Source organism: Streptomyces sp. NPDC088706 (assembly GCF_044752765.1).
GTDB lineage: Bacteria > Actinomycetota > Actinomycetes > Streptomycetales > Streptomycetaceae > Streptomyces.
The window spans coordinates 188,625-210,386 of sequence record NZ_JBIVLW010000004.1 but is presented as its reverse complement, the minus strand read 5'-3'; the positions used below and the strand labels follow the sequence as shown (position 1 = coordinate 210,386).

At 72.7% G+C, this 21,762-nt stretch carries 18 protein-coding genes and 3 pseudogenes; 7 read left to right on the top strand and 14 right to left on the bottom strand.

Translation table 11 applies throughout. From position 1 onward, the window contains the following. Positions 1 to 182 precede the first annotated feature (182 nt). Positions 183 to 920 (bottom strand): metallophosphoesterase, encoded by a 738-nt coding sequence (locus ACIQAK_RS13985; protein ID WP_366390542.1) that lies wholly within the window; start codon positions 918 to 920, stop codon positions 183 to 185. Positions 921 to 1,057: 137 nt separating this feature from the next. Between ACIQAK_RS13985 and ACIQAK_RS13980 the strand changes: the two genes are divergently transcribed. After that, positions 1,058 to 1,666, top strand: a complete 609-nt coding sequence (locus ACIQAK_RS13980; protein ID WP_366390589.1) for a CGNR zinc finger domain-containing protein — start codon at positions 1,058 to 1,060, stop codon at positions 1,664 to 1,666. Between the two features lie 10 nt (positions 1,667 to 1,676). Here the strand turns inward: ACIQAK_RS13980 and ACIQAK_RS13975 are convergent, their stop codons facing one another. Beyond that, positions 1,677 to 2,960, bottom strand: coding sequence for a geranylgeranyl reductase family protein (locus tag ACIQAK_RS13975; RefSeq protein ID WP_366390541.1), 1,284 nt, complete (start codon positions 2,958 to 2,960; stop codon positions 1,677 to 1,679). 97 nt (positions 2,961 to 3,057) lie between these two features. Here ACIQAK_RS13975 and ACIQAK_RS13970 point away from each other — a divergent pair, with 97 nt between their 5' ends. Next, entirely contained in the window at positions 3,058 to 3,588 is a 531-nt protein-coding gene (locus ACIQAK_RS13970; protein WP_366390540.1) for a GNAT family N-acetyltransferase, read from the top strand. Between the two features lie 15 nt (positions 3,589 to 3,603). Here ACIQAK_RS13970 and ACIQAK_RS13965 read toward each other — a convergent pair whose 3' ends face one another. From ACIQAK_RS13965 to ACIQAK_RS13945, 5 genes and pseudogenes are all read right to left on the bottom strand, one after another. After that, positions 3,604 to 4,296 carry a demethylmenaquinone methyltransferase gene (locus ACIQAK_RS13965; protein WP_366390539.1) on the bottom strand — a complete coding sequence of 231 codons (693 nt, stop codon included), beginning with the start codon at positions 4,294 to 4,296 and terminating at the stop codon, positions 3,604 to 3,606. A gap of 30 nt (positions 4,297 to 4,326) precedes the next feature. Further along, a pseudogene (locus ACIQAK_RS13960) lies at positions 4,327 to 5,047 on the bottom strand (TauD/TfdA dioxygenase family protein). A 31-nt stretch (positions 5,048 to 5,078) separates the two neighbouring features. Beyond that, on the bottom strand, positions 5,079 to 5,909 hold the full coding sequence (locus tag ACIQAK_RS13955) for an ABC transporter ATP-binding protein (RefSeq protein WP_366390537.1): 831 nt from the start codon (positions 5,907 to 5,909) through the stop codon (positions 5,079 to 5,081). Next, a complete protein-coding gene (locus ACIQAK_RS13950) occupies positions 5,893 to 6,945 on the bottom strand; it encodes an ABC transporter substrate-binding protein (RefSeq protein WP_366390536.1) in 1,053 nt (350 codons plus the stop codon). Before ACIQAK_RS13950 ends, ACIQAK_RS13955 begins: the two co-directional genes overlap by 17 nt. Positions 6,946 to 6,997: 52 nt before the next feature. After that, positions 6,998 to 7,861: an ABC transporter permease gene (locus ACIQAK_RS13945; RefSeq protein ID WP_366390535.1), complete on the bottom strand. Its 864-nt coding sequence runs from the start codon at positions 7,859 to 7,861 to the stop codon at positions 6,998 to 7,000. Positions 7,862 to 8,257: 396 nt separating this feature from the next. On the opposite strand from ACIQAK_RS13945, the pseudogene ACIQAK_RS13940 reads away from it, so the two are divergent. Then, a pseudogene (locus tag ACIQAK_RS13940) lies at positions 8,258 to 8,449 on the top strand (hypothetical protein); the annotation flags it as partial. A 24-nt stretch (positions 8,450 to 8,473) separates the two neighbouring features. On the opposite strand, the gene ACIQAK_RS13935 reads toward ACIQAK_RS13940, so the two are convergent. The 5 genes from ACIQAK_RS13935 to ACIQAK_RS13915 form a co-directional block, all read right to left on the bottom strand. Next, a complete protein-coding gene (locus tag ACIQAK_RS13935; protein WP_366390534.1) occupies positions 8,474 to 9,121 on the bottom strand; it encodes an imidazolonepropionase-like domain-containing protein in 648 nt (215 codons plus the stop codon). A 7-nt stretch (positions 9,122 to 9,128) separates the two neighbouring features. Further along, on the bottom strand, positions 9,129 to 10,328 hold the full coding sequence (gene mqnC, locus ACIQAK_RS13930; protein WP_366390533.1) for a cyclic dehypoxanthinyl futalosine synthase: 1,200 nt from the start codon (positions 10,326 to 10,328) through the stop codon (positions 9,129 to 9,131). A 72-nt stretch (positions 10,329 to 10,400) separates the two neighbouring features. After that, positions 10,401 to 10,997, bottom strand: a complete 597-nt coding sequence (locus ACIQAK_RS13925; protein WP_366390532.1) for a hypothetical protein — start codon at positions 10,995 to 10,997, stop codon at positions 10,401 to 10,403. Further along, positions 10,994 to 12,262: a protein kinase domain-containing protein gene (locus tag ACIQAK_RS13920; RefSeq protein WP_366390531.1), complete on the bottom strand. Its 1,269-nt coding sequence runs from the start codon at positions 12,260 to 12,262 to the stop codon at positions 10,994 to 10,996. The genes ACIQAK_RS13925 and ACIQAK_RS13920 overlap by 4 nt, the downstream gene beginning before the upstream one ends. Before the next feature lie 302 nt (positions 12,263 to 12,564). Further along, positions 12,565 to 13,443 (bottom strand): menaquinone biosynthesis protein, encoded by an 879-nt coding sequence (locus ACIQAK_RS13915; protein WP_366390530.1) that lies wholly within the window; start codon positions 13,441 to 13,443, stop codon positions 12,565 to 12,567. 263 nt (positions 13,444 to 13,706) lie between these two features. Between ACIQAK_RS13915 and ACIQAK_RS13910 the strand changes: the two genes are divergently transcribed. Beyond that, entirely contained in the window at positions 13,707 to 13,910 is a 204-nt protein-coding gene (locus tag ACIQAK_RS13910; protein ID WP_003967102.1) for a cold-shock protein, read from the top strand. Between the two features lie 154 nt (positions 13,911 to 14,064). Beyond that, positions 14,065 to 14,892 (top strand): MerR family transcriptional regulator, encoded by an 828-nt coding sequence (locus ACIQAK_RS13905; RefSeq protein WP_366390529.1) that lies wholly within the window; start codon positions 14,065 to 14,067, stop codon positions 14,890 to 14,892. 120 nt (positions 14,893 to 15,012) lie between these two features. Here ACIQAK_RS13905 and ACIQAK_RS13900 read toward each other — a convergent pair. After that, positions 15,013 to 16,234 (bottom strand): annotated as a pseudogene (locus tag ACIQAK_RS13900) (amidohydrolase family protein). A gap of 354 nt (positions 16,235 to 16,588) precedes the next feature. Here ACIQAK_RS13900 and ACIQAK_RS13895 point away from each other — a divergent pair. Both ACIQAK_RS13895 and ACIQAK_RS13890 read left to right on the top strand, forming a co-directional pair. Beyond that, entirely contained in the window at positions 16,589 to 19,549 is a 2,961-nt protein-coding gene (locus ACIQAK_RS13895) for a BTAD domain-containing putative transcriptional regulator (protein ID WP_366390528.1), read from the top strand. A 204-nt stretch (positions 19,550 to 19,753) separates the two neighbouring features. Then, on the top strand, positions 19,754 to 19,906 hold the full coding sequence (locus ACIQAK_RS13890; RefSeq protein ID WP_366390527.1) for a hypothetical protein: 153 nt from the start codon (positions 19,754 to 19,756) through the stop codon (positions 19,904 to 19,906). 212 nt (positions 19,907 to 20,118) lie between these two features. Here ACIQAK_RS13890 and ACIQAK_RS13885 read toward each other — a convergent pair whose 3' ends face one another. Beyond that, positions 20,119 to 21,675, bottom strand: a complete 1,557-nt coding sequence (locus ACIQAK_RS13885) for a FadD3 family acyl-CoA ligase (protein WP_366390526.1) — start codon at positions 21,673 to 21,675, stop codon at positions 20,119 to 20,121. Positions 21,676 to 21,762 lie beyond the last annotated feature (87 nt).

The following is a 21,762-nucleotide window of genomic DNA, read 5'->3' as shown; positions in this document are numbered from 1 at the left end:
CGCTGGGGCGAGGGCGGGCACCAGCCGGTCCGGGACTGCCGACGACCGGGGGTGGCGCGCAAATCATCGCACACGATCACGCGGGTGGCTGGGGATTATGCGCCGGGGCGGGCCGTGCCGGGCGCGGGGCCAGGGCCGGGCAGGGCCCGCGGCGGAGCTGCCCGGCCACGGCACCACCCGGCTCAGAGCACGACGCGGAAATGCGTCGTCAGGCGCCGGTCCTCGCCCAGGACGTGGAAGGCGAGGCCCGGGGGCTGGTCGCGGTCGGCCGGGCGGTCCCCCTCCCAGGGCATGCGCAGGGTCCACGTCACGGCGGGCCCGACGATGAGCGGGCGGCCGGCGAAGGTCGAGGCGGCCGCCGTGTGGGCGTGGCCGGTGAGGACGGCGACGACCCGGGGGTGGGCGTGGAGGAGGGCGGCGAGGTGTTCCGGCTCCTCCAGCCGCCCGGCGTCCGGCAGCGGGTGGTGGAGCTCGACGGGCGGCTGGTGGAAGGCGATCAGGGCGGGGACGCCGTCCGGGAGCGCGCCGAGGGTGGTGTCGATCCAGCCGAGCGTCTGCGCGTCGAGGCGTCCCTCGTCCCGGCCGGGGATGGTGGAGTCGCACATCAGGAGGGCGGTTCCGGCGATCCGGTGGACCCGGTTGACGGGGCCTTCCTCGGGTGCCTCGCCGAGGAAGGTCTTGCGGTAGGCGGGGCGCGCGTCATGGTTGCCCGGGCAGGCCAGGACGGGGAAGGGGGCGGCCAGCAGGCGGGTCGCCTCCTCGTACTCCGCCTCCGTCGCGTGATCGGCGATGTCCCCGGTGACCAGCAGGGCGTCGACCGGGCGGGGCAGGGCCCGCAGGTACTCCATGACGCGGGTCGCGCGGTGCGTCGCGCGTTCACCGCCGTCCAGGTGCAGATCACTGATCTGGGCGAGCAACATGTCGGACCGCCCCCCGGTTAACGTTAAAATCTTATCTTCCGTTAGGACTCTAGAGTGGGGGGCGGACCGAGTTCAAGAGGCCGTCGACGACCGGTCGGGGGCGGCGAAGGGGGCGACCGGTGACACAGCGGCCCGTCATGGAGCTGGCGAGCACCATCCACCACGACGGGGACGGTGGCGTCGCCGACGACCTGGAGACGGTCCGGGGGACGACGCGGTGGATCCAGCAGCAGACCAGGGGCATCGCCCCCCGGGAGTTCCGCACCGGGGAGCTCGTCGCCGACGAGGAACTCCGGGACCGGATCGTCGGCGTACGGCGCGCCGTGCGGGCCCTGTTCGCGCGGGTGGTCAGCCCGGCCCCGCCCAGTCCGGCGGACGCCCACCGCCTGATGCCGGCCGACGAGGCGCTGGCCCGCCTCAACGCGGCCGCGGCCCGGGAGCTCGTCGCCCCGCAGCTGGAGTGGCCCGCCGAAGGAGCGCCCGCCGCCCGGCTGTTGTCGGCCGAGGACGATCCGCGCGTACGGCTGGTCGCGGCGCTGGCGCGCGACGCCGTGGACTTCCTGAGCGGGCGGGAGCGCGAACAGCTGCGGGCCTGCCACGCGCCGCGCTGCGTGCGGTACTTCATCAAGAGCCACGGCCGCCAGGAGTGGTGCAGGCCGTCCTGCGGCAACCGGGCCCGGGTGGCCCGCCACTACGAGCGCACGCGGGGCGCGGCGACGGGCCAGGGGCCCGCCGCCGCGCTGTGAGCCGTGGGCCTCAGGCCTTCGGGGCCACCTTCGACAGCCCGTTGATGATGCGGTCCATCGCGTCGCCGCCCGTCGGGTCGGTCAGGTTGGCCAGCATCTTAAGCGTGAACTTCATCAGCAGCGGGTGGGTCAGGCCGCGCTGGGTGGCGACCTTCATGACCTTCGGGTTGCCGATCAGCTTCACGAAGGCGCGGCCCATCGTGTAGTAGCCGCCGTAGGTCTCCTTGAGCACCTTCGGGTAGTTGTTCAGGGCCAGTTCACGCTGGGCGGGGGTGGCCCGGGCGTGGGCCTGGACGATGACGTCGGCCGCGATCTGGCCCGACTCCATGGCGTACGCGATGCCCTCGCCGTTGAACGGGTTGACCATGCCGCCCGCGTCGCCGACGAGCAGCAGGCCCTTGGTGTAGTGCGGCTGGCGGTTGAAGGCCATCGGGAGAGCGGCGCCCCGGATCGGGATCGTCATGTTCTCCGGGGTGTAGCCCCACTCCTCGGGCATCGAGGCGCACCAGGCCTTGAGCACCTCGCGCCAGTCCAGCTCCTTGAAGGCGGAGGAGGAGTTGAGGATGCCGAGCCCGACGTTGGAGGTGCCGTCGCCCATGCCGAAGATCCAGCCGTACCCCGGCAGCAGCCGGTCCTCGGCGCCGCGCCGGTCCCACAGCTCCAGCCACGACTCCAGGTAGTCGTCGTCGTGGCGGGGCGAGGTGAAGTACGTACGGACGGCGACGCCCATCGGGCGGTCCTCACGGCGGTGCAGACCCATCGCCAGGGAGAGGCGGGTGGAGTTGCCGTCGGCGGCGACGACGAGCGGGGCGTGGAAGGTGACCGGGGTCTTCTCCTCGCCGATCCTCGCCTCGACGCCGGTGATGCGGCCGGTGCGCTCGTCCCGGATCGGGGCGCCCACGTTGCAGCGCTCGTACAGCCGGGCGCCGGCCTTCTGCGCCTGCCGGGCCAGCTGCTCGTCGAAGTCGTCGCGCTTGCGGACCAGCCCGTAGTCCGGGTAGGAGGCGAGATCCGGCCAGTCCAGCTGGAGCCGCACGCCGCCGCCGATGATGCGCAGGCCCTTGTTGCGCAGCCAGCCCGCCTCCTCGGAGATGTCGATCCCCATCGAGACGAGCTGTTTGGTGGCGCGCGGCGTGAGGCCGTCGCCGCAGACCTTCTCCCGGGGGAACGCCGTCTTTTCCAGCAACAGGACGTCGAGTCCGGCCTTGGCGAGGTAGTACGCGGTCGTGGAGCCGGCTGGGCCCGCTCCGACGACGATCACGTCCGCGCTGTGCTCGGAGAGGGGCTCGGTCACGGTCGGATCTCCCGAAGACTCGAATTCGCGTGCCGCGCGGCACATGTCCCGTGCAGTCTATGGGGGCCTGCTGAACAACCCTCCGAAGGGCTCCCTCATGTCGATAGCACCTGTTCCGCCCACTGCCCCCGCCCCCGCGGTACGGCTGCGCGTCCCGACCGACGAGGACGCCCTGATCTGGCACCGGGTCTTCGACGACCCCGAGGTGATGGAGTTCCACGGCGGGCGGAGCGCGGAGTTCTCCGTCTACGAGGAGCTGACCGCGCGCCAGCGGCGGCACGACGCGGAGCGCGGGTTCTGCCTGTGGACGCTCACCGACGAGGACGACACCGTGCTCGGCTTCACCGGCGCGCAGCCGTGGCCGCACACCCACTTCGGTCCGGTCGGCGCGATCGAGATCGGCTGGCGGCTGGGGCGCTCCGCGTGGGGGCGCGGGTACGCCACCGCCGCCGCCCGCACCACGCTGGAGCGGCTGCGGGCGGCCGGGGTGCCGGACGTCGTCGCGATGGTCGACTCCCGTAACGCCCGGTCCATCGCGGTGGCGGAGCGGCTCGGGATGCGGCTCGCGGAGACCTTCACCACCCCGCGCCCCGGACAGGAGGCGCGCTGCTACCGGCTGGAGCTCTGAGGCCTCGTACGAAGGTCAGGCGCGGGTGGCCCGGTGCAGGGCCACCACGCCGCCGGTGAGGTCGCGCCACGCCACCTTCGACCAGCCCGCCTTCTGAAGGAGTGCGGCGAGGCCGGGCTGGTCGGGCCAGGCGCGGATGGACTCGGCGAGATAGACGTACGCGTCCGGGTTGGAGGAGACGGCCCGGGCGACCGGCGGCAGCGCGCGCATCAGGTACTCGCTGTAGACCGTGCGGAACGGGGCCCAGGTCGGCTGCGAGAACTCGCAGATCACGACCCGGCCGCCCGGCCTCGTCACCCGGTACAGCTCGCGCAGCGCGGTCTCGGTGTCCTGGATGTTGCGCAGCCCGAAGGAGATCGTGACGGTGTCGAACACCTCGTCCTTGAACGGCAGCTTCATCCCGTCGCCCGCCGTGAACGGCATCCACGGGTGGCGCTGCTTGCCGACCTTCAGCATGCCGAGCGAGAAGTCGCACGGCACCACATAGGCACCGGCCCGGGCGAAGGGCTGCGAGGAGGTCGCGGTGCCCGCCGCCAGGTCGAGGATCCTCTGCGCGGGGCGGGCGTCGACCGCCGCCGCGACCGCCTTGCGCCACAGCCGGGCCTGGCCCAGCGAGAGCACGTCGTTGGTCAGGTCGTAGTTGGCCGCCACCCCGTCGAACATCGAGGCGACTTCGTGCGGCTGCTTGTCCAGGGAGGCTCGGGTCACCCGTCCATTCAAGCAGCCCGCCCGTACGGATCAGTGGGGGCGGTCCCCCGCGATCGCGACCCGTTCGGCGACCCGGCGGTGCGGGGCGTAGTCGTTGACCGCATAGTGCTGGGTGGCCCGGTTGTCCCAGAACGCGACGTCGCCCGCCCGCCAGCTGTACCGCACCTGGAACTCCGGCGCGTGCGCCTGCTGGAACAGCAGGCGCAGCAGCCGGTCGCTCTCCTCCTGGGCGAACCCGACGATCCGGGTGGTGAACGAGGCGTTGACGAAGATCGTCCGACGGCCGGTGACCGGGTGGCGCCGCACCACCGGGTGCTCGACGGGCGGGAACCGGTCCTGGTACGGGGCCAGCCGCTCCGGCGGGTAGAACCGGGAGAAGCCGGGGATGAAGTCGTGCACCGCCCGCGCCCCCTCTATGCGCTCCTTCACCTCCTCGGGCAGGTTGTCGTACGCCGCCGCCATGTCCGCCCACAGCGTGTCCCCGCCCACCGGCGGCACCTCGCGGAGCTGGAGGACCGCGCCGAGGGCCGGGCGCTCGCGGAAGGTGACGTCGGCCGTTCCCAGGGGACGGGACAGGTCGACGCCGTGGATCTCCGCGCCGATCACCCGGCCGCGCGGCACCAGCTCGAAGAGCTCGTAGGGCCGCTCAATCCAGCCCTCCGGCACCCGGCGCAGGGTGCGCGGGCCCTCGTACAGGCCGTCGGCGGGTGGTGCGGTGGTCGCGCAGGGCGGGGGCGGTCGTGAGGGTCATGGTTCTCCTTCGGCCGTGGTCGTACGGGGGATCAGCGGGCCGCGTCGCGTACCGCCGTACCGATCTCGGCGCGCAGCGCGGCGTACTCCGGCAGCCCGCGCAGTTCGTCGGGGCCGGTGCCGGTGCGCGGCAGGCCGATCGGGATGTCCAGGGAGATCCGGCCCGGCCGCGCACTGAGCACGACCGTGCGGGTGCCGAGGAAGACCGCCTCGTCCACGCTGTGGGTGACGAAGACCGACGTGGTGCCGGTCTCGGCGCTCACCGTGCGCAGGTCCTCCTGGAGCCGCTCCCGGGTCAGCGCGTCGAGCGCGGCGAACGGTTCGTCGAGCAGCAGCAGCCGCTTGCCGCCCGCCAGGGCGCGGGCGATGGCCACCCGCTGCTGCTGGCCGCCCGAGATCTGCCAGATGCGGCGGCCGGCGGTGTCCGCGAGGCCGACGCGCTCCAGCAACTCGGCGGTCCGCTCTCCCCGTTCGGCCCGGGGCACACCCGCGTACCTCAGCGCCAGGCCGACGTTGTCGCCGACCGTGCGCCACGGGAAGAGGCGGGGCTGCTGGAAGACGATGCCCGCCTGGTCGCCGGGCTCGGGGTGCTCGCCGAACACCTCGACCTCGCCCGACGAGGCCCGCTCGAAGCCCGCGATGAGGCGGAGCAGGGTGCTCTTGCCGCAACCGGAGGGGCCGACGAGGACCAGGAACTCACCTGCGGGGATCTCCAGCGAGATGGGCCCCAGGGCGGTCACCGGCTCCGCGCCCCGGCTGCCCCCGTAGGTGTGCTCGACCTCGCGTACGGAGACGACGGGACCGCCCTCGCGCTGCTCGGGGAGGGAAGCCTTCCGGGTGTCCGTGTCAGGGAGAGACGGCATCGGTGAGCCCTTCCACGTAGATGGACTTCCGCAGCTTGCCGAGGTCGGGCGCGGAGTCGATCTGCTTCTGGTCGACGAGGAACCGCGCCGCGCTGTGCAGGTTGTCCGCGAGACCGCCGACCTTGCCGGGGGTCCCGAGCCACTTGGCGTCGGCCTGTTCGGCCGGCTTGAGGAAGATGCCCTGCTCGATCTGGGCGCCGGCCTCGGCCGGGCTGATGCCGAGCTGCTTGCCGACGGCGGCGGAGGCCGCGTCGGGGTCGGCGTGGATCAGGTCGAGCGCCTGGGCCTGCGCCTCGCGCCAGGCGGGCAGCACGTCGGGGTGCGCCTTGAGGAAGCTGGTGGAGGCGACTCCGAGGTCGAGGGTGGGCTTGCCCGCCGCGGCGAGCTCGCGGCTGGAGACGAGGACCTTGCCGGTCTTCTTGAGCTCCTCCAGGGTGGGCAGCCAGACGTACGTGGCGTCGATGTCGCCGCGCGTCCAGGCGGCCAGGATGTCCTGCGGCTCCAGATCCAGGAGCTGGACCTTCGAGGCGTCCACCCCGGCCTGGTCCAGCGCCGCGAGCAGGCTGTAGTGCGAGGTGGAACTGAACGGTGTCGCCACCTTCTTGCCCTCCAGGTCCTTGACGGAGGAGACCTTGGAGCCGTCACGGGCGACCAGCGCCTCGTTGTCCCCGGCCACATCCAGCACCCAGGTGACCTGGTACGGGATGTTCAGCGGCTCGGAGAGACCCCGGGCGACCGGGCTGGAGCCGATGGCCGCGAGGTCCACCGAACCGGCCACGAAGGCGGTGTTGATGCTGGCGCCCGAGTCGAACTTGGTCCACTTGATCTGGTAACCGGGGAGCGCCTTCTCCAGCCAGCCCTTCTCCTTGACGATCAGGTCCCCGCTGGGAAAGGCCTGGTAGGCGATGCGTATCGTCTTGCCGCCGTCCCCGCCCCCGTCGCCGGAACCGCCCTGACCGCAGGCCGTCACCACCAGCAGGGCCCCGAGTGCGGCGGCGATCGAGGAGAGGCGGAGCCAACCGCGTGTTCCGGCCATGTGCGTGTCCTTCGTACGGGAGGGGATGAGGGGAAAGGGAGAGCGGGTGGGCTTACGCATGGCGTCGCCACGGGGCGAGCCGGTCCGACAGCACCCGCAGCCCGGCGTCGATGAGCAGGCCGGAGACGCCGATGGCGAAGAGGCCGAGGACGACGGTGTCCGACTGGTTGTAGCGCTGGGCGTCCCGGATCAGGCCGCCGATGCCCGGCAGCCCGTTGACCGTCTCGGCGGCGACCACCGAGGAGTACGCGATACCGAAGGCGAGGCGGACGCCGACCAGGATCTCGGGCAGCGCGGACGGCAGCACGACCGACGTCACGACCTGCCCGCGTCTGGCCCCGATCGCCCGGGCCGCCTCGACCAGCGCGCTCGGCGCGGAGGCGACGGCGGATGCGGTGGCCACGGCGACCGGCGGCATCGCGGCGATGGCGAGCAGCCAGAGCTTGGGCGCCTCGTCGATGCCGAACCAGATGATCAGCAGGCTGAAGTAGGCCAGCGGCGGCAGGGTGCGCAGGAACGCCACGGCGGGCTCCAGCACCACCCGCACCCACGGCAGCGTCCCCATCAGGACACCGATGACGAGCCCCGCGACGACGCCCGCACCGGCACCGATGGCGATGCGGCGCAGGCTGATGCCGAGGTGCTCGATCAGGGTGTGGCCCTGGTAGCCGCGCACCCCGTCGTGCGTGCCGGAGGTCTCCAGCAGCGCCCGCCACACGGCGGCGGGCGAGGGGACCAGCACCGGCGACCAGAGCTGGAGCACGATCACCAGCTGCCAGAGGGCGAGGAGGGTGGCGAGGGCGACGAGGCGGAGCCCGACGCGGCGCAGCCGCGCACCGCGCCCCGGCCGGCGGCCCGCGGGCGCGGTGGCAGGGGCGTCGGGGGCCCGTTTCCGCACGGAAGTGGGCGTGGTCATGGAGGGCTCCGGGGACAGGGGCAGGGCGGACCACCGGGCTTGGCGACAAGCCGGGAGCGGACAACCGCCGGGAGGCGAGGAAGAAGAAGGAGGGAGGAGGAGAGAGGAAGCAGAGGCCGGAGGCGATGACGTCCGGCCCGAGAGGGATCAGGTGTCCAGCACGCACACGGGCGGCACGAAGACGTCAGCGCGGCGGGGTCGGGGCATCACCGAGGATGCCGCGGCAGGGCCTCAACAACAGGAAGCGCTGGACACACGGCAGAGATCGATGTGGAGGCACTCCACCAGAAAACGATCGACTGTCACGGCAGTTATTCTAGCACAGGCCCTCCGCGAGGCACCAGATTCGTACCGCGGAGTGAGACGTTCCGTCCCGCCCGCCGGTCCCTCGGACCGTACCGGGCCCTGATCATCAACCACGAGGCCGGCCACTGGCTGGGGCGCGGCCACGAGGCCTGCCCGGGGCCCGGCGCCCCGCGCCCCGCGCCCGCGCTGACGCAGCGGATTGGCGGGCTGAAGGGGTGCGTCGCCGACGCATGGCCGTACGGCGCCAAGGGGCGCTACCCGGGCGGGCCTTCGGTGCCGTAAAGCCCTCCCGCCGGAAAGCCGGCCTCAGCGGGCCCGGTGCACGAGCCGCCCGGCGAGCACCGTCGCCACGCAGAGCCCCGCCCCGCCCGCGCGCAGGGCCGCCTCGTCGGGCACGTCGAAGACGGCGAGGTCCGCACGGCCGCCCACCCTCAGCGGCCCGTGCACGGTGGCGGCCAGGTCGCCGCCCGCCGCGAAGGGGTCCAGGTCCGGCGGACCGGCGGGGCCGGGGGCCTGGATCTGGACCAGCCCCGACCGGGCGACGGCGGTCCGCAGCCCGGGGTCGTCCGCCCCGAAGGGGCCCACCACATGCGTGGTCCCGTGCCGCAGCATCCGCTGAAGCCCCCGCCGTACGCTGCCCGCCCGCCGGGCCGGGTCCATCGTCGCCGCGACGCGCTCGAACTCCTCGCCCCACAGCGGCAGTTCACCCAGCTCGTCCGCCTCCCGCGGATCCGGGTGGTAGCAGCGGGTGAGCAGCTCGCGGGCCCGGTCCTGGCGGAGTCCGGGCGTGAGGAGGCCGGGCCAGCGGCGGACCCGGGCGGCCGGGTGCGCGGCGACGACCTCCTCGTACGGCCCGATGGCGGCGATCCGGTCGCCGTCCACGGCCACCGCGCCCGCCAGGACAGCGTCCGCGCCGACCGGAAGAACCAGCGGCGCGGCGTGAATCGTCAGCACGGGGGCGTCAGTTGGCGTTGAGGAGCTTCAGCTCCGGGTGGGCCGTGCCGCCCTCGATCGCCGTGGAGGAGATGTGCGAGACCACGCGCTCGTCGACCGGGTCGTTCGCCGGGTCGTCGTGCACGACGAGGTGTTCGTAGGTGGTGGCGCGCTGGGCCGGGACCCGGTCCGCCTTGCGGATCAGGTCGATGATCTCCAGCCGGTTGGACCGGTGCTTGGCGCCGGCCGAGGAGACGACGTTCTCCTCCAGCATGATCGAGCCGAGGTCGTCGGCCCCGTAGTGCAACGACAGCTGGCCGGCCTCCTTGCCGGTGGTCAGCCAGGAGCCCTGGATGTGGGCCACGTTGTCGAGGAAGAGGCGGGCGATGGAGATCATCCGCAGGTACTCGAAGATCGTGGCCTGCGTGCGGCCCTTCAGCTTGTTGTTCTCCGGCTGGTAGGTGTACGGGATGAAGGCGCGGAAGCCGCCCGTACGGTCCTGGACGTCCCGGATCATCCGCAGGTGCTCGATGCGCTCGGCGTTGGTCTCGCCGGTGCCCATCAGCATGGTGGAGGTGGACTCGACGCCGAGGCCGTGGGCGATCTCCATGATCTCCAGCCACCGCTCGCCGGACTCCTTGAGCGGGGCGATGGCGTTGCGCGGCCGGGCGGGCAGCAGCTCGGCACCCGCGCCGGCGAAGGAGTCGAGGCCGGCGGCGTGGATACGGCTGATGGCCTCCTCGGCGGAGACCTTGGAGATCCGGGCCATGTGCTCGATCTCGGAGGCGCCCAGCGAGTGGATGACCAGTTGCGGGAACGCCTGCCTGATCGCGGAGAAGTGCTCCTCGTAGTACTCGACGCCGAAGTCCGGGTGGTGGCCGCCCTGGAACATGATCTGGGTGCCGCCGAGCTCGACGGTCTCCGCGCAGCGGCGCAGGATGTCCTCGATGTCCCGGGTCCAGCCCTTGGCCTTGTCCTTGGGGGGCGCGTAGAAGGCGCAGAACTTGCAGGCCGTCACACACACGTTGGTGTAGTTGATGTTGCGCTCGATGATGTACGTCGCGATGTGTTCCGTACCGGCGTACCGGCGTCGGCGCACGGTGTCGGCTGCTGCCCCCAGCGCGTGCAGCGGCGCCGAGCGGTAGAGGTCGAGCGCCTCCTGCGGGGTGATCCGACCGCCCTCGGCGGCTCGGTCGAGGACGGGCTGGAGATCGGCCTTCTCGGTCACCGGGCTGTCACCTTTCGGCGGTTTTTCTACGGATCCTCGGACCGATCCAGCGTACGCCAGCCCCTTGCGCCGTCAGCCGCCGGACCGGGTGAGGTTCCCGTACGGGAGGCCCGCGCCGCGCTCCTGGGAGCGGTAGCCGAGGGTTCCGTCGTCGGCGAGGCGGAAGAGCAGGTCGGCCTCGGTGGTGGTGCACAGGCCCGGGGTGCCGGGGCGGTCCGGGTCGGTGCGCTCGCGGACCTGGAGCTCCTTCGGGGTGCCGGAGGTGAGGGTGCCGACGCTGTTGCAGGTGACGGTGACGCCCAGCTGGGAGACGGTGGTGGACATCCTGACGACCTGGGTGCCCTTCCTCCCGTCGGTGAAGACCGCGGTGAGGGTGCCGTGCGGCTGCCCGCTCGTCCTCTCGGTGAGCGGGCCCTCCCAGCTGCCGACGAACGCCTTCGGCAGCTCGCCCACCGAGGGCTCGCCCGCGTCGGAGGGGTCCTCTGACGCGGAGGGGCCCGGCTCCTGGGACGCGGTGGCGGTGGCGGTGGCGGACGGCGGGGTGGCCGCGGTGTCGTTGTCCTTGAGCCGGTCGGTGTCGCCGCCCGGCAGGAAGCCGTCGAGCAGGCCCGCGCCGAGGGCGACGACCGCGAACGCGCCCGCCACGGCCAGCGCGACGGTGCAGCTCACCCGGCGGTTCCGGCGCGCCCCGGCGCTCGCGCCCGTCCGCGCGTCCGCGCTGACGGTGACGGAGAACCGGGGGTCGCCCGCCCGCTGACCGGGGAGCCCGCCGCCCGGGGGTGTGCCCGGCGGGGGCGGGGTGCCGGGAGAGTCGTCCGGTACGTGGCCCAGGGGCGGGCCGAAGACCCCGATGAGGCCGGCCTCGGCACCCGGGGAGACGTCGGGGCCGTTAGGGGAGTCAGGGCCGGCGGCGGGACCGGAGCCGTACGCGCGTCGCGGCCGGGCCCGTCGTGCGCTTCGGTGCCCGGCCACCCGCCGAACCCCTCCCCCAGCGACGCGCTGCTGAACGGCACCGGGCCCGACCCCGCCGGAGCGTCCTGCGGTTCCAGGTCCAGCAGCGCCACCGCCGACCGGCTGACCTCGCCCACCAGCCGGCCCGGCAGCCACCCCGCCGCGACCATCGCCGCCGCCCCGCCCGGAGCGAGGGTGCGGGCGAGGTCGGCCGGGGCGGGCCGCGCGTCCGGGTCCTTGGCCAGGCACCCGGCGACCACCTCGCGCAGTTCTCCCTCCAGGTCGCCCAGTTCGGGCTCCTCGTGCACCACCTTGTACAGGAGTACGGCGGAGGAGTCACCGGAGAAGGGGGCCGCGCCGGTCGCCGCGTACGCGAGGACCGCGCCCAGCGAGAAGACGTCCGCCGCCCCCGAGATGTCCCGGCCGCGGATCTGCTCGGGCGCCATGTAGCCGGGCGAGCCGACGGAGACGCCGGTGGAGGTGAGGGAGACGGTCGCGCCGAGGGCCCGGGCGATGCCGAAGTCGATCAGGCGGGGGCCGTCCAGGGCGAGCAGCACGTTGGAGGGCTTCACATCGCGGTGGACGATGCCCTGTCCATGGACGGCGTGGAGGGCCTCGGCGAGCCCGGCGCCCAGAGCGCGTACCGCGTGCTCGGGCAGCGGGCCGTGCTCGGTGATCGCCTGGGAGAGCGGCGGCCCGGCGACGTACCCGGTGGCGACCCACGGCACCGGGGCGTCCGGGTCGGCGTCCAGGACCGGGGCGGTCCACTGCGCGCCGATGCGCCGCGCGGACTCCACCTCGCGCCGGAACCGGGCGCGGAACTGCTCGTCGAGCGCGAAGTGCGGGTGGACGACCTTGACCGCGACCGTGCGCCCGCCGGCGCTGCGCCCCAGATAGACCCGGCCCATGCCGCCCGCGCCGAGCCTGCCGAGCAGCCGGTAGGCGCCGATGGTGTGCGGTTCGCCCGCTTCCAGCGGCTGCATATGGCCTCCCCCTGTGAACCCCTGTGGACGGTGCGCGCCTCGTGGGCGGTGAACCCTGCGATCGGTCCGGACTCGGACCGAAGCCTAGGGGGCGCCACCGGCGCGGTCACCGGGAAACGGCCGGACCATTCCCCCTTCTCAGGGCAGGAGGGGGCGTTTTCGCCACGGGGAAAGGCGTAAATGCGCTGTTCCGCCGGCTCCCCATTCCCTGAACGGGAACGGGAACAGGAACAGGAACAGGAACAGGAACGGGAACGGGAACGGTAAAGGGAGCGGGAACGGGAACGGCCTCCATTCCCCGCTCAGCCGCCGAGGAGTTCCACGTGCACATCCGCCGGGTATCCGGTGCCCGATCCGGTCCGGCGGGCGAACTCGCGGACGCCGGCCAGCTGGTCCGGGCCGAAGCGGAAGTCCAGGGTCGTGAAGTACCGCTCCAGCACCTCCGCGTCGAAGGCCTCCCAGCGGGCCGCCTGCTCCGCGACCTTGGTGACCTCCTCCAGGGAGAGGTCCCGGGAGGCGAGGAACGCCTCGTGCACCTTGACCGCCGTCTCGGGGTGGGCGGCCAGGAAGTCCTTGCGGGCCGCCCAGACGGCGAAGACGAACGGCAGCCCCGTCCACTCCTTCCACAGCTGCCCCAGGTCGTGGACCTGGAGCCCGAGGCGGGGGGCGTCGTGCAGGTTGGCGCGCAGGGCGGCGTCGCCGATCAGTACGGCCGCGTCCGCCTCCCGCATCATCAGCCCGAGGTCGGGCGGGCAGGTGTAGTAGTCGGGCCGGACCCCGTAGCGCTCGGTGAGCAGCAGCTGGGCCAGGCGTACGGAGGTGCGCGAGGTGGACCCGAGCGCGACGCGCGCCCGGTCGAGCTGCTCCAGCGGGAGCTGGGAGACGATCACGCAGGACATCACGGGGCCGTCGCAGCCGACCGCGATGTCGGGAAAGGCCACCAGGTCGTCGGCGTTGCGCAGGTACTCCACGAGGGTGACCGGGCCGATGTCCAGGTCACCCCTGATCAGCTGCTCGCTGAGCCGCTCCGGGGTGTCCTTCGAGAGCTCCAGGTCGAGCAGGGTCCCCGTACGCGCCAGGCCCCAGTAGAGCGGGAGGCAGTTCAGGAACTGGATGTGGCCGACGCGGGGCCGGCTGCGACGGTCGTCGCCTTCACTGGCTGAGACGGTTGAATTGTCCACATCGTGAGGCTAGACCCGCCCCCGGCCGCGGGCACCACCGGGGCGCCCGTGATGCTCCCCCGGCAGGGCAGTCAAACGTTCGGGTGAAGTGATCTTTCCCTCTACCGCTCTCCGGAGACCGCGTGCTAGGCTCGCCCGCAAGTTGCAGTTTGGTTTCCCTTGCAGTACAGAGCCTGCGGAGCATGTAACCCGCAGGCTTTTGTAGTTTTCAGACTTGTTTGCAGGTTCTGGAGCAGGGCAACCCTTTGGCCCAAGGAGGGCTTATGGCTACCGGAACCGTCAAGTGGTTCAACGCTGAAAAGGGCTTCGGCTTCATCGCCCAGGACGGCGGCGGCCCGGATGTCTTCGTTCACTACTCCGCGATCAATGCGTCCGGGTTCCGCTCCCTGGAGGAGAACCAGGTCGTGAACTTCGACGTCACTCAGGGGCCCAAGGGTCCGCAGGCTGAGAACGTCACCCCGGCCTAGTTGCCCGGGTCGGTCGATCGCGGCCGCACAGAGCAGTACCCAAGGAGCCCCGCTCCCCCGTCTCGGCGGAGGAACGGGGCTCCTGCCTGTATACGGTCCGCGTCCGGCGGCGCTTGACCTTCACACCGTGTGAAGCCGTGCAGTGGGAGCCATCATGTTCACCATCGGAGACTTCGCCCGGTACGGTCGGGTGTCGGCCCGCATGCTGCGTCACTACGACGCCATCGGGCTGCTGCGCCCCGACCGCACCGACCCCGCCACCGGCTACCGCTTCTACGGCGCCGCCCAGCTCGCCCGGCTCAACCGGATCATCGCGCTCAAGGACCTCGGCTTCACGCTCCAGCAGGTGCGGGACGTCCTGGACGAGCGGGTGGGTCCGGAGGAGCTGCGCGGGATGCTGCGGCTGCGCCGGGCGGAGCTGGCGGAGGCGGCGGCAGCGGCGACGGCACGGCTGGCCCAGGTCGAGGCGAGGCTCCGGTCGATCGAGAGCGAGGGGCACATGCCTGCCGACGACGTTGTGATCAAGGCCGTTGCCGCGGTCCGGGTGGCCGAGCTGACCGGGACGGCCGCGAGCTACGAGCCGCAGCACATCGGGCCGGTGATCGGTCCGCTGTACGAGGAGCTCTTCCCGCTCCTGGAGGGCACCGGCGTCCGGCCCACCGGTCCCGGGATCGCCCGGTACGAGGACGCCCCCGAGGGCGGCGGCGCGATCGTGGTGCACGCGGGCGTGACGGTGTCGGCCCCGGTGGGGCCGGTCGGTGACACCGGGGTGAGCGTGGTGGAGCTGCCCGCGTTCGAGGCGGCGACGATCGTGCACCGGGGCGCGATGGACGACGTGATGCCGACCGTGCAAACCCTGGCCCGCTGGCTGGACGCCAACGGCTACCGCTCCACGGGGTACACCCGCGAGGTCGACCTGGAGTGCCCGGCGGACCGGAGCCAGTGGGTGACGGAGCTCCAGGAGCCGGTGGTGAAGGTCTGACGACCGGTGTACGGGGAGGGGGCGGCGGCCCCCTCCCCGTACACCCCTGCACGCCCCTGCCCCCTCCCCGTACACCCCTGCACGCCCCCGCCCCCTCCCCGAACGCGTGCGCCCGCTCCCCTACGCCCCCGCCCAGAGCCCGTCCTCCGTCAGCCCCAGCAGGTCGATCGCGTTGCCCCGGACGATCCGGTCCACGACGTCCGGGGGGAGGTGGCCCATCTGGTCCTCGCCGACCTCGCGGGACTTGGGCCAGGTGGAGTCGGAGTGCGGGTAGTCCGTCTCGTACAGGACGTTGCCGACGCCGATCGCGTCCAGGTTCCGCAGCCCGAAGGCGTCGTCGAAGAAGCAGCCGTAGACGTGGTCCGCGAACAGCTCGGACGGCGGGCGGTGGACCTTGTCGGCGACGCAGCCCCAGGCGCGGTTCTCTCCTCCCAGACGACGTCGGCGCGTTCCAGGATGTACGGGATCCAGCCGATCTGGCCCTCCGCGTACATGATCCTCAGGCCCGGGAAGCGCTCGAACTTGCCGCTCATCAGCCAGTCGACCATCGAGAAGCAGCAGTTGGCGAAGGTGATGGTGGAGCCGACGGCGGGCGGGGCGTCGGCGGAGGTGGACGGCATCTTCGAGGAGGAGCCGATGTGCATGGCGATGACGGTGCCGGTCTCGTCGCAGGCCGCGAGAAGGGGATCCCAGTCGTCCGTATGTAGGGACGGAAGCCCGAGATGAGGAGGTATCTCGGAGAACGCGACCGCGCGCACGCCCCGGGCCGCGTTGCGCCGGACCTCGGCGGCGGCGAGCTCCGCGTCCCAGAGCGGGACGAGGGTGAGCGGGATGAGGCGGCCGTGCGCCTCGGGGCCGCACCACTCCTCCACCATCCAGTCGTTGTACGCGCGCACCCCGAGCAGCCCGAGCTCGCGGTCCTTCGCTTCGGTGAACGTCTGGCCGCAGAAGCGCGGGAAGGTGGGGAAGCAGAGGGCGGACTGGACGTGGTTGACGTCCATGTGGCGAGCCGGTCGGGGACCGAGAACGACCCCGGCCGCATCTGCTCGTAGGTGAGGACCTCCAGCTTGATCTCGTCCCTGTCGTAGCCGACGGCCGTGTCCAGGCGGGTGAGCGGCCGGGGCAGGTCCTCGTAGACCCACCAGTCCCCGACCGGGCCGTCGTCGCCCGGTGCCCCCATCACGGGTGCGAACTTTCCGCCCATGAAGGTCATTTTCTTCAGCGGTGCGAGGACGATGCGCGGGCCGGATTCCGCGTATCTGGACGGGAGCCGGTCCCGCCAGACATGAGCGGGCTCCAGCGTGTGGTCGTCCACCGAGATGATCTTCGGGAAGGTCTCCATACCCTCCACGGTAGCGCCGATCTGACGAGGCGTCAGCTAACGTGCGGGTACCGGCTCGGGGCACGGTTTCCCAATCGTTGTCGAGGGCTTGTGCAGAGCGTCACCCGCTGCTGACGGGGCCGCCCGCGACAAGGCAGACTGTTGAGCGCGATACCAGCGGTACCGGTCCATCCGGATGCACACCGCAGGTCGACACACGACGGACAACGCGCGGACCCGGGCGGGCAGCGGGCAGGCATGCGGAGCCGGGCACCACCGGCAGGACCCACCGACGAGCAGGACCGGCAGGACCGGCAGCACCGGCAGGACCCGCTAACGAGCAGGACCGGCAGGCGAGCAGGACAGGGGGCATCAATGGACCGCGACCACGGGCCACGCGTGCGCGTACCGGAGCAGCGCGCCCCGGAGGAACCGGGGGCCGCCGACTCCCTCAGGTTCACCGTCCTGGGTCCCGTACGGGCGTGGCGGGAAGCGGAGGCGCTTCCCACCGGCTCCCCCCAGCAGCGGGCGCTGCTCGCCGCCCTGCTGCTGCGCGAGGGCCGGACGGCCACGGCGGGCGAGCTGATCGACGCGTTCTGGGGCGAGGACCCGCCCTCGCAGGCGCTGGCCACGATCCGTACGTACGCCTCCCGGCTGCGCAAGATCCTGGGCCAGGACACCCTGGTGAGCGAGTCCGGCGGGTACGCGATCCGGATCGGCCGCGGGGCGCTCGACCTCACCCTGGCGCAGGACCTGGCCGCCGAGGCGGAGAAGGCGCGCGCCGGCGGGGACCGCTGCCAGGCGCGCACGCTGATCAACAAGGTGCTGGGGCTGTGGGACGGCGAGGCGCTGGCCTCGGTGCCGGGGCCGTACGCGGAGAACCAGCGCACCCGGCTGGAGGAGTGGCGCCTCCAGCTCACCGAGGCCCGGCTCGATCTGGACCTGGAGGTCGGCAGCCACGCGGAGGCCGTCTCCGGACTCACCGCGCTCACCGCCGCGCACCCGCTGCGCGAGCGGCTGCGCGAGCTGCTGATGGTGGCGCTCTACCGCAGCGGCCGGCAGGCGGAGGCGCTGGCCGTGTACGCGGACACCCGGCGGCTCCTGGCCGAGGAGCTGGGGGTCGACCCGCGCCCCGAACTGGCCCAGCTCCAGCAGCGCATCCTGCGGGCCGACGAGGAGCTGGCCCGGCCGGCGGACGAACCGGCGCCGGCTCCGGCTCCGGCTCCGCTGAAGCCCGCGCAGCTTCCGGCGACCGTGCCCGACTTCACCGGGCGGGCCCCCTTCGTCCGGGACCTGGGCGCCCAACTGGCCACCGCCGAAGGGTCGGTGATGGCGGTGTCCGCGCTGGCCGGGATCGGTGGCGTCGGCAAGACGACGCTGGCCGTCCATGTCGCGCACCAGGCCCGCCCGCACTTCCCCGACGGCCAGCTCTACGTCGACCTCCAGGGCGCGGGCGCCCGGGCGGCGGAGCCGGAGACGGTCCTCGGCTCGTTCCTGCGCGCCCTCGGTACCGCGGACTCGGCGATTCCGGACACCCTGGACGAGCGGGCCGCGCTCTACCGCTCGACGCTGGACGGCCGCCGCGTCCTGGTCCTGCTGGACAACGCCCACGACGCGGCCCAGATCCGCCCGCTGCTGCCCGGTACGCCGGGATGCGCGGCCCTGGTGACGAGCCGGGTGCGGATGGTCGACCTGGCCGGGGCGCATCTGGTGGACCTGGACGTGATGTCGCCGGACGAGGCGCTCCAGTTCTTCACCCGGATCGTCGGCTCGGAGCGGGTCGGCGCGGAGCGGGAGGCGGCCCTCGATGTGGTGGCCGCCTGCGGTTTCCTCCCCCTCGCCATCCGCATCGCCGCCTCCCGGCTGGCGGCCCGCCGCACCTGGACGGTCTCGGTCCTCGCCGCCAAGCTGGCCGACGAGCGCCGCCGCCTGGACGAGCTCCAGGCGGGCGACCTCGCGGTCAAGGCCACCTTCGAACTCGGCTACGGCCAGCTGGAACCGGCCCAGGCCCGCGCCTTCCGCCTGCTGGGCCTCGCGGACGGCCCGGACATCTCGCTGGCGGCCGCGGCGGCCCTGCTGAACCTGGAGCCGCACACGGCGGAGGACCTGCTGGAGGCCCTGGTCGACACCTCCCTCCTGGAGTCGGCCGCGCCGGGCCGCTACCGCTACCACGACCTGGTACGCCTCTACGCGCGTGCCTGCGCGGAACGCGACGAACAGCCGCCGGTGGAGCGGGAGCTGGCGCTGTCCCGGCTGCTGGACTTCTACCTGGCGACGGCGGCGGGGGTGTACGCGCTGGAGCGGCCCGCCGACCGGCTGGTGGACCACCTGGAGCCGACGGACCACCCGGGGCTCACGTTCGGCGACCGGCAGGCGGCGCTGGACTGGCTGTACACGGAGGCGACCAACCTGCTCGCCTGCGTACGCCAGGTGGCTCGTCCGGCCACCCTGCGCCGGGCGGTGGACCTGCTGTACGCCGCCCTGGACCTGGGCGAGTCCGGGGCCAACGCCAAGCAGTACGAGGCGGCGGCCGTGACGGTGCGCGAGGCCGCCCGGGAGTGCGGCGACCCCCGGGCGGAGAGCCGCGCCATCATGTCGCTGGCCAACGTCCACCAGCTGGCGGGCCGGTTCGACCACGCGGACCGGGAGGCCGAGGAGGCGATGCGGCTCGCCGACGTCGCTCAGGACCTGCTGGCGGGCAGCTGGGCGGCCAACGCCCGCGGCATCATCGCGCTCTACCACAATCGCCACGAGGACGGAGAGGCCTTCCTGAGCCAGGCGATCGACGCGTTCCGCAGCGACGGGAACCTCCCGGGGGAGGCGAGCGCCCTGTGCAACCTCTCCCGCATCCACCTCGCCACCGGACGCACCGCCGGCGCCATCACCCTCGCCCGGTCCGGCATCGACATCTACGACTCCCTCGGCCACGCCTTGCGCGGGGCGAACGGCCGCTACGCCCTGGGCATGGCGCTGACCCAGAACGGGGAGTTCGCGGCGGCCACCGGAAAGCTGACCGAGGCGCTGGAGATATTCCGCGACAGCCGCCAGCGGCTGTGGGAGGGGATGACCCTGTTCCGGCTGGCCGAGGTGGAGATCGCGTCGGGCCGGCCCGCGCAGGCCGCCCAGTACGCCGAACTCGCCCTGACCGTACTGCGGGGCATCGGCGGTGACTGGCGGCGGGGGAACGTCCTGACCGTACTGGGCCGCGCGCTGGCCGGCATAGGCCAGACCGGCCGCGCCCAGGTCTGCTGGACCGAGGCACTGGCCATCTACGACGCGCTCGGATCGACGGAAGCGGCCCAGGTCCGGTCGCTGCTGACGACCACGGCACCCTGAGAAACGGGCACGTTCATCGTTCGTTTATCGCCCCCCGGCATGCTCAGCGCTGTCGATCCGTCGCGTCGGGGGGCAGACGGGGACGACATCGGCCGCACCACTGAGGTGAGCGGCCCTGAGGGACCCGTCCGGCCGTCCACGGGGGAACAGCCGGACGGGTCTCGTCAACCCACTGCTGACGCACGAGAGAAGGAGTTGACCACCATGGCCGATGCCACGAAGAAGGACCCGGTCTTCAAGCCCGCCGACCAGCACGCCACCGGCGATCCGACCACGCAGGACCAGCACGCCACCGGCGAACCGCTCACGACGCAGGACCAGCACGCCACGTCCGAGCCGTTCAAGCCGAAGAAGTAGACCTGCACGACGGGGGACACGGGGGGAGGGGGAAACAGGGGGACACGGGGGGTACGGGGGAGCAGCCGCGGCGGCGTGGAGGGGGAGCCGTCGCGGCTGCCGTACACCGGGGGGCCCGGGCCTGGGGATGGGCTCGGGCCCCTCGGGCATGCCCGGACGGGCGCGGCAGAAACGGACCGGTCACCTCGTCCGGTGAAGCCGGACCGGCATGCCTATCCCCGCCCCCGCCGCTCCCCCTTCACCACCTTGCCGCTCGCGTTGCGCGGCAGCTCCGGGACGAACTCCACCGCCCTCGGGACCTTGAAGTTCGCCATCTCGCGGCGGGACCAGGCGATCAGGTCGTCCGCCGTGAGCGTGGCCCCCCGGCGGCGGACCGCGTACGCCTTGCCGACCTCGCCGAGGCGCGGGTCCGGGACGCCGACGACCGCCACGTCGGCGATGTCCGGGTGGAGGCCGAGGAGCCGTTCGATCTCGGCCGGGTAGGCGTTGAAGCCGCCCACGATGAACATGTCCTTGATCCGGTCCGTGATCCGCAGGTTGCCCGCCTCGTCCAGGACGCCCACGTCATCGGTGCGGAGCCAGCCGTCCGGGGTGAACGCGCCGGCCGTGGTCTCCGGGTCCTCGAAGTAGCCGCTCATCACGTTGAAGCCCCGGACCTGGATCTCCCCGGGCACCCCGGGGTCACCGACGACGCGGACCTCGGTGCCGGGGATCGCGCGGCCGGACGTGGTGGCCACGGTCTCCGCCGCATCGCCCCGGCGGCACATCGTGACGATGCCGCCGGCCTCGGAGAGGCCGTACGCCGTGAGGACCGTGGCGATGTGGAGTTCGGTGCGCAGGCGCTCCACCAGCCGGAGGGGGACCACCGCCGCGCCCGTGACCACCAGGCGCAGGGCGGACAGGTCGTGGGCGTCACGGGCCGGGTGGTCCAGGAGGGACTGGTGGAGGGTGGGCGGGCCGGGCAGGACCGAGATGCCTTCCGCGGCGATGTTCGCCAGCACGGTGTCCACGCCGAACACCGGCTGCGGGACCATCGTGGCCCCCCGCATCAGGCAGGCGATGATCCCGGCCTTGTAGCCGAAGGTGTGGAAGAACGGGTTCACGATCAGATAGCGGTCGCCTTCGCGCAGGCCCGCCAGATCGCTCCAGATCTCGTACGCGCGCAGCGTCTGCGCGTGCGTGATGACCGCGCCCTTGGGGGCGCCCGTGGTACCCGAGGTGTAGATGATGTCGGAGGGGTCGGAGGGGGCGACGGCATCGGCCCGTTCCCGTACGACGGAGGCCGGTACGCCCTCGCCCGCCGCCAGGAACTCCGGCCAGCTCGTGTAGTCCTCCGGCGCGGTCTCCGCCAGCACCACCACCCGCTCCAGGTCCGGCAGCTTCACCTCCGCCCGGCGCAGGGACGCCACGTACGAGGTCCCCAGGAACGTGCCGGTGACGAAGAGCAGCCTGGCCCGGCTGCGCCGCAGGATGCGCGCCGCCTCCGTGCCCTTGAAGCGGGTGTTCAACGGCACCAGCACCGCGCCGGCGCTCACCGCCCCGAGCGCGGAGACGATCCAGTCCAGCGTGTTCGGGGCCCAGATCGCGACCCGGTCGCCCGGCGCCACCCCGGCGGCGACGCACGCGGCGGCGGCGCGCTCCACCCGGTCGCCGAGTCCGGCGTACGTCAGGCGGGTGCGGCCCTCGACCACCGCCTCCACCGGTCCGTACCGCCGCGCCGCCTCCCGTACCAGCCCCGGGATGCTGCCCCACTCCTCGTCGCCTCGCATCGCGTGCCCTTCCTGTCCCTGACCCCGGCGGAACACCGTGCTCCGAACGTCTCATACCGAGCATGGAAGCTGACTATCCGTCAGATT

Coding starts and splice junctions, on each gene's coding strand:
- ACIQAK_RS13885 (WP_366390526.1), bottom strand. CDS start 21,675: ATGCGAGGCGACGAGGAGTGGGGCAGCATCCCGGGGCTGGTACGGGAG.
- ACIQAK_RS13945 (WP_366390535.1), bottom strand. CDS start 7,861: ATGACCACGCCCACTTCCGTGCGGAAACGGGCCCCCGACGCCCCTGCC.
- ACIQAK_RS13950 (WP_366390536.1), bottom strand. CDS start 6,945: ATGGCCGGAACACGCGGTTGGCTCCGCCTCTCCTCGATCGCCGCCGCA.
- ACIQAK_RS13895 (WP_366390528.1), top strand. CDS start 16,589: ATGGACCGCGACCACGGGCCACGCGTGCGCGTACCGGAGCAGCGCGCC.
- ACIQAK_RS13970 (WP_366390540.1), top strand. CDS start 3,058: ATGTCGATAGCACCTGTTCCGCCCACTGCCCCCGCCCCCGCGGTACGG.
- ACIQAK_RS13905 (WP_366390529.1), top strand. CDS start 14,065: ATGTTCACCATCGGAGACTTCGCCCGGTACGGTCGGGTGTCGGCCCGC.
- ACIQAK_RS13890 (WP_366390527.1), top strand. CDS start 19,754: ATGGCCGATGCCACGAAGAAGGACCCGGTCTTCAAGCCCGCCGACCAG.
- ACIQAK_RS13910 (WP_003967102.1), top strand. CDS start 13,707: ATGGCTACCGGAACCGTCAAGTGGTTCAACGCTGAAAAGGGCTTCGGC.
- ACIQAK_RS13985 (WP_366390542.1), bottom strand. CDS start 920: ATGTTGCTCGCCCAGATCAGTGATCTGCACCTGGACGGCGGTGAACGC.
- ACIQAK_RS13955 (WP_366390537.1), bottom strand. CDS start 5,909: ATGCCGTCTCTCCCTGACACGGACACCCGGAAGGCTTCCCTCCCCGAG.
- ACIQAK_RS13920 (WP_366390531.1), bottom strand. CDS start 12,262: ATGCAGCCGCTGGAAGCGGGCGAACCGCACACCATCGGCGCCTACCGG.
- ACIQAK_RS13980 (WP_366390589.1), top strand. CDS start 1,058: ATGGAGCTGGCGAGCACCATCCACCACGACGGGGACGGTGGCGTCGCC.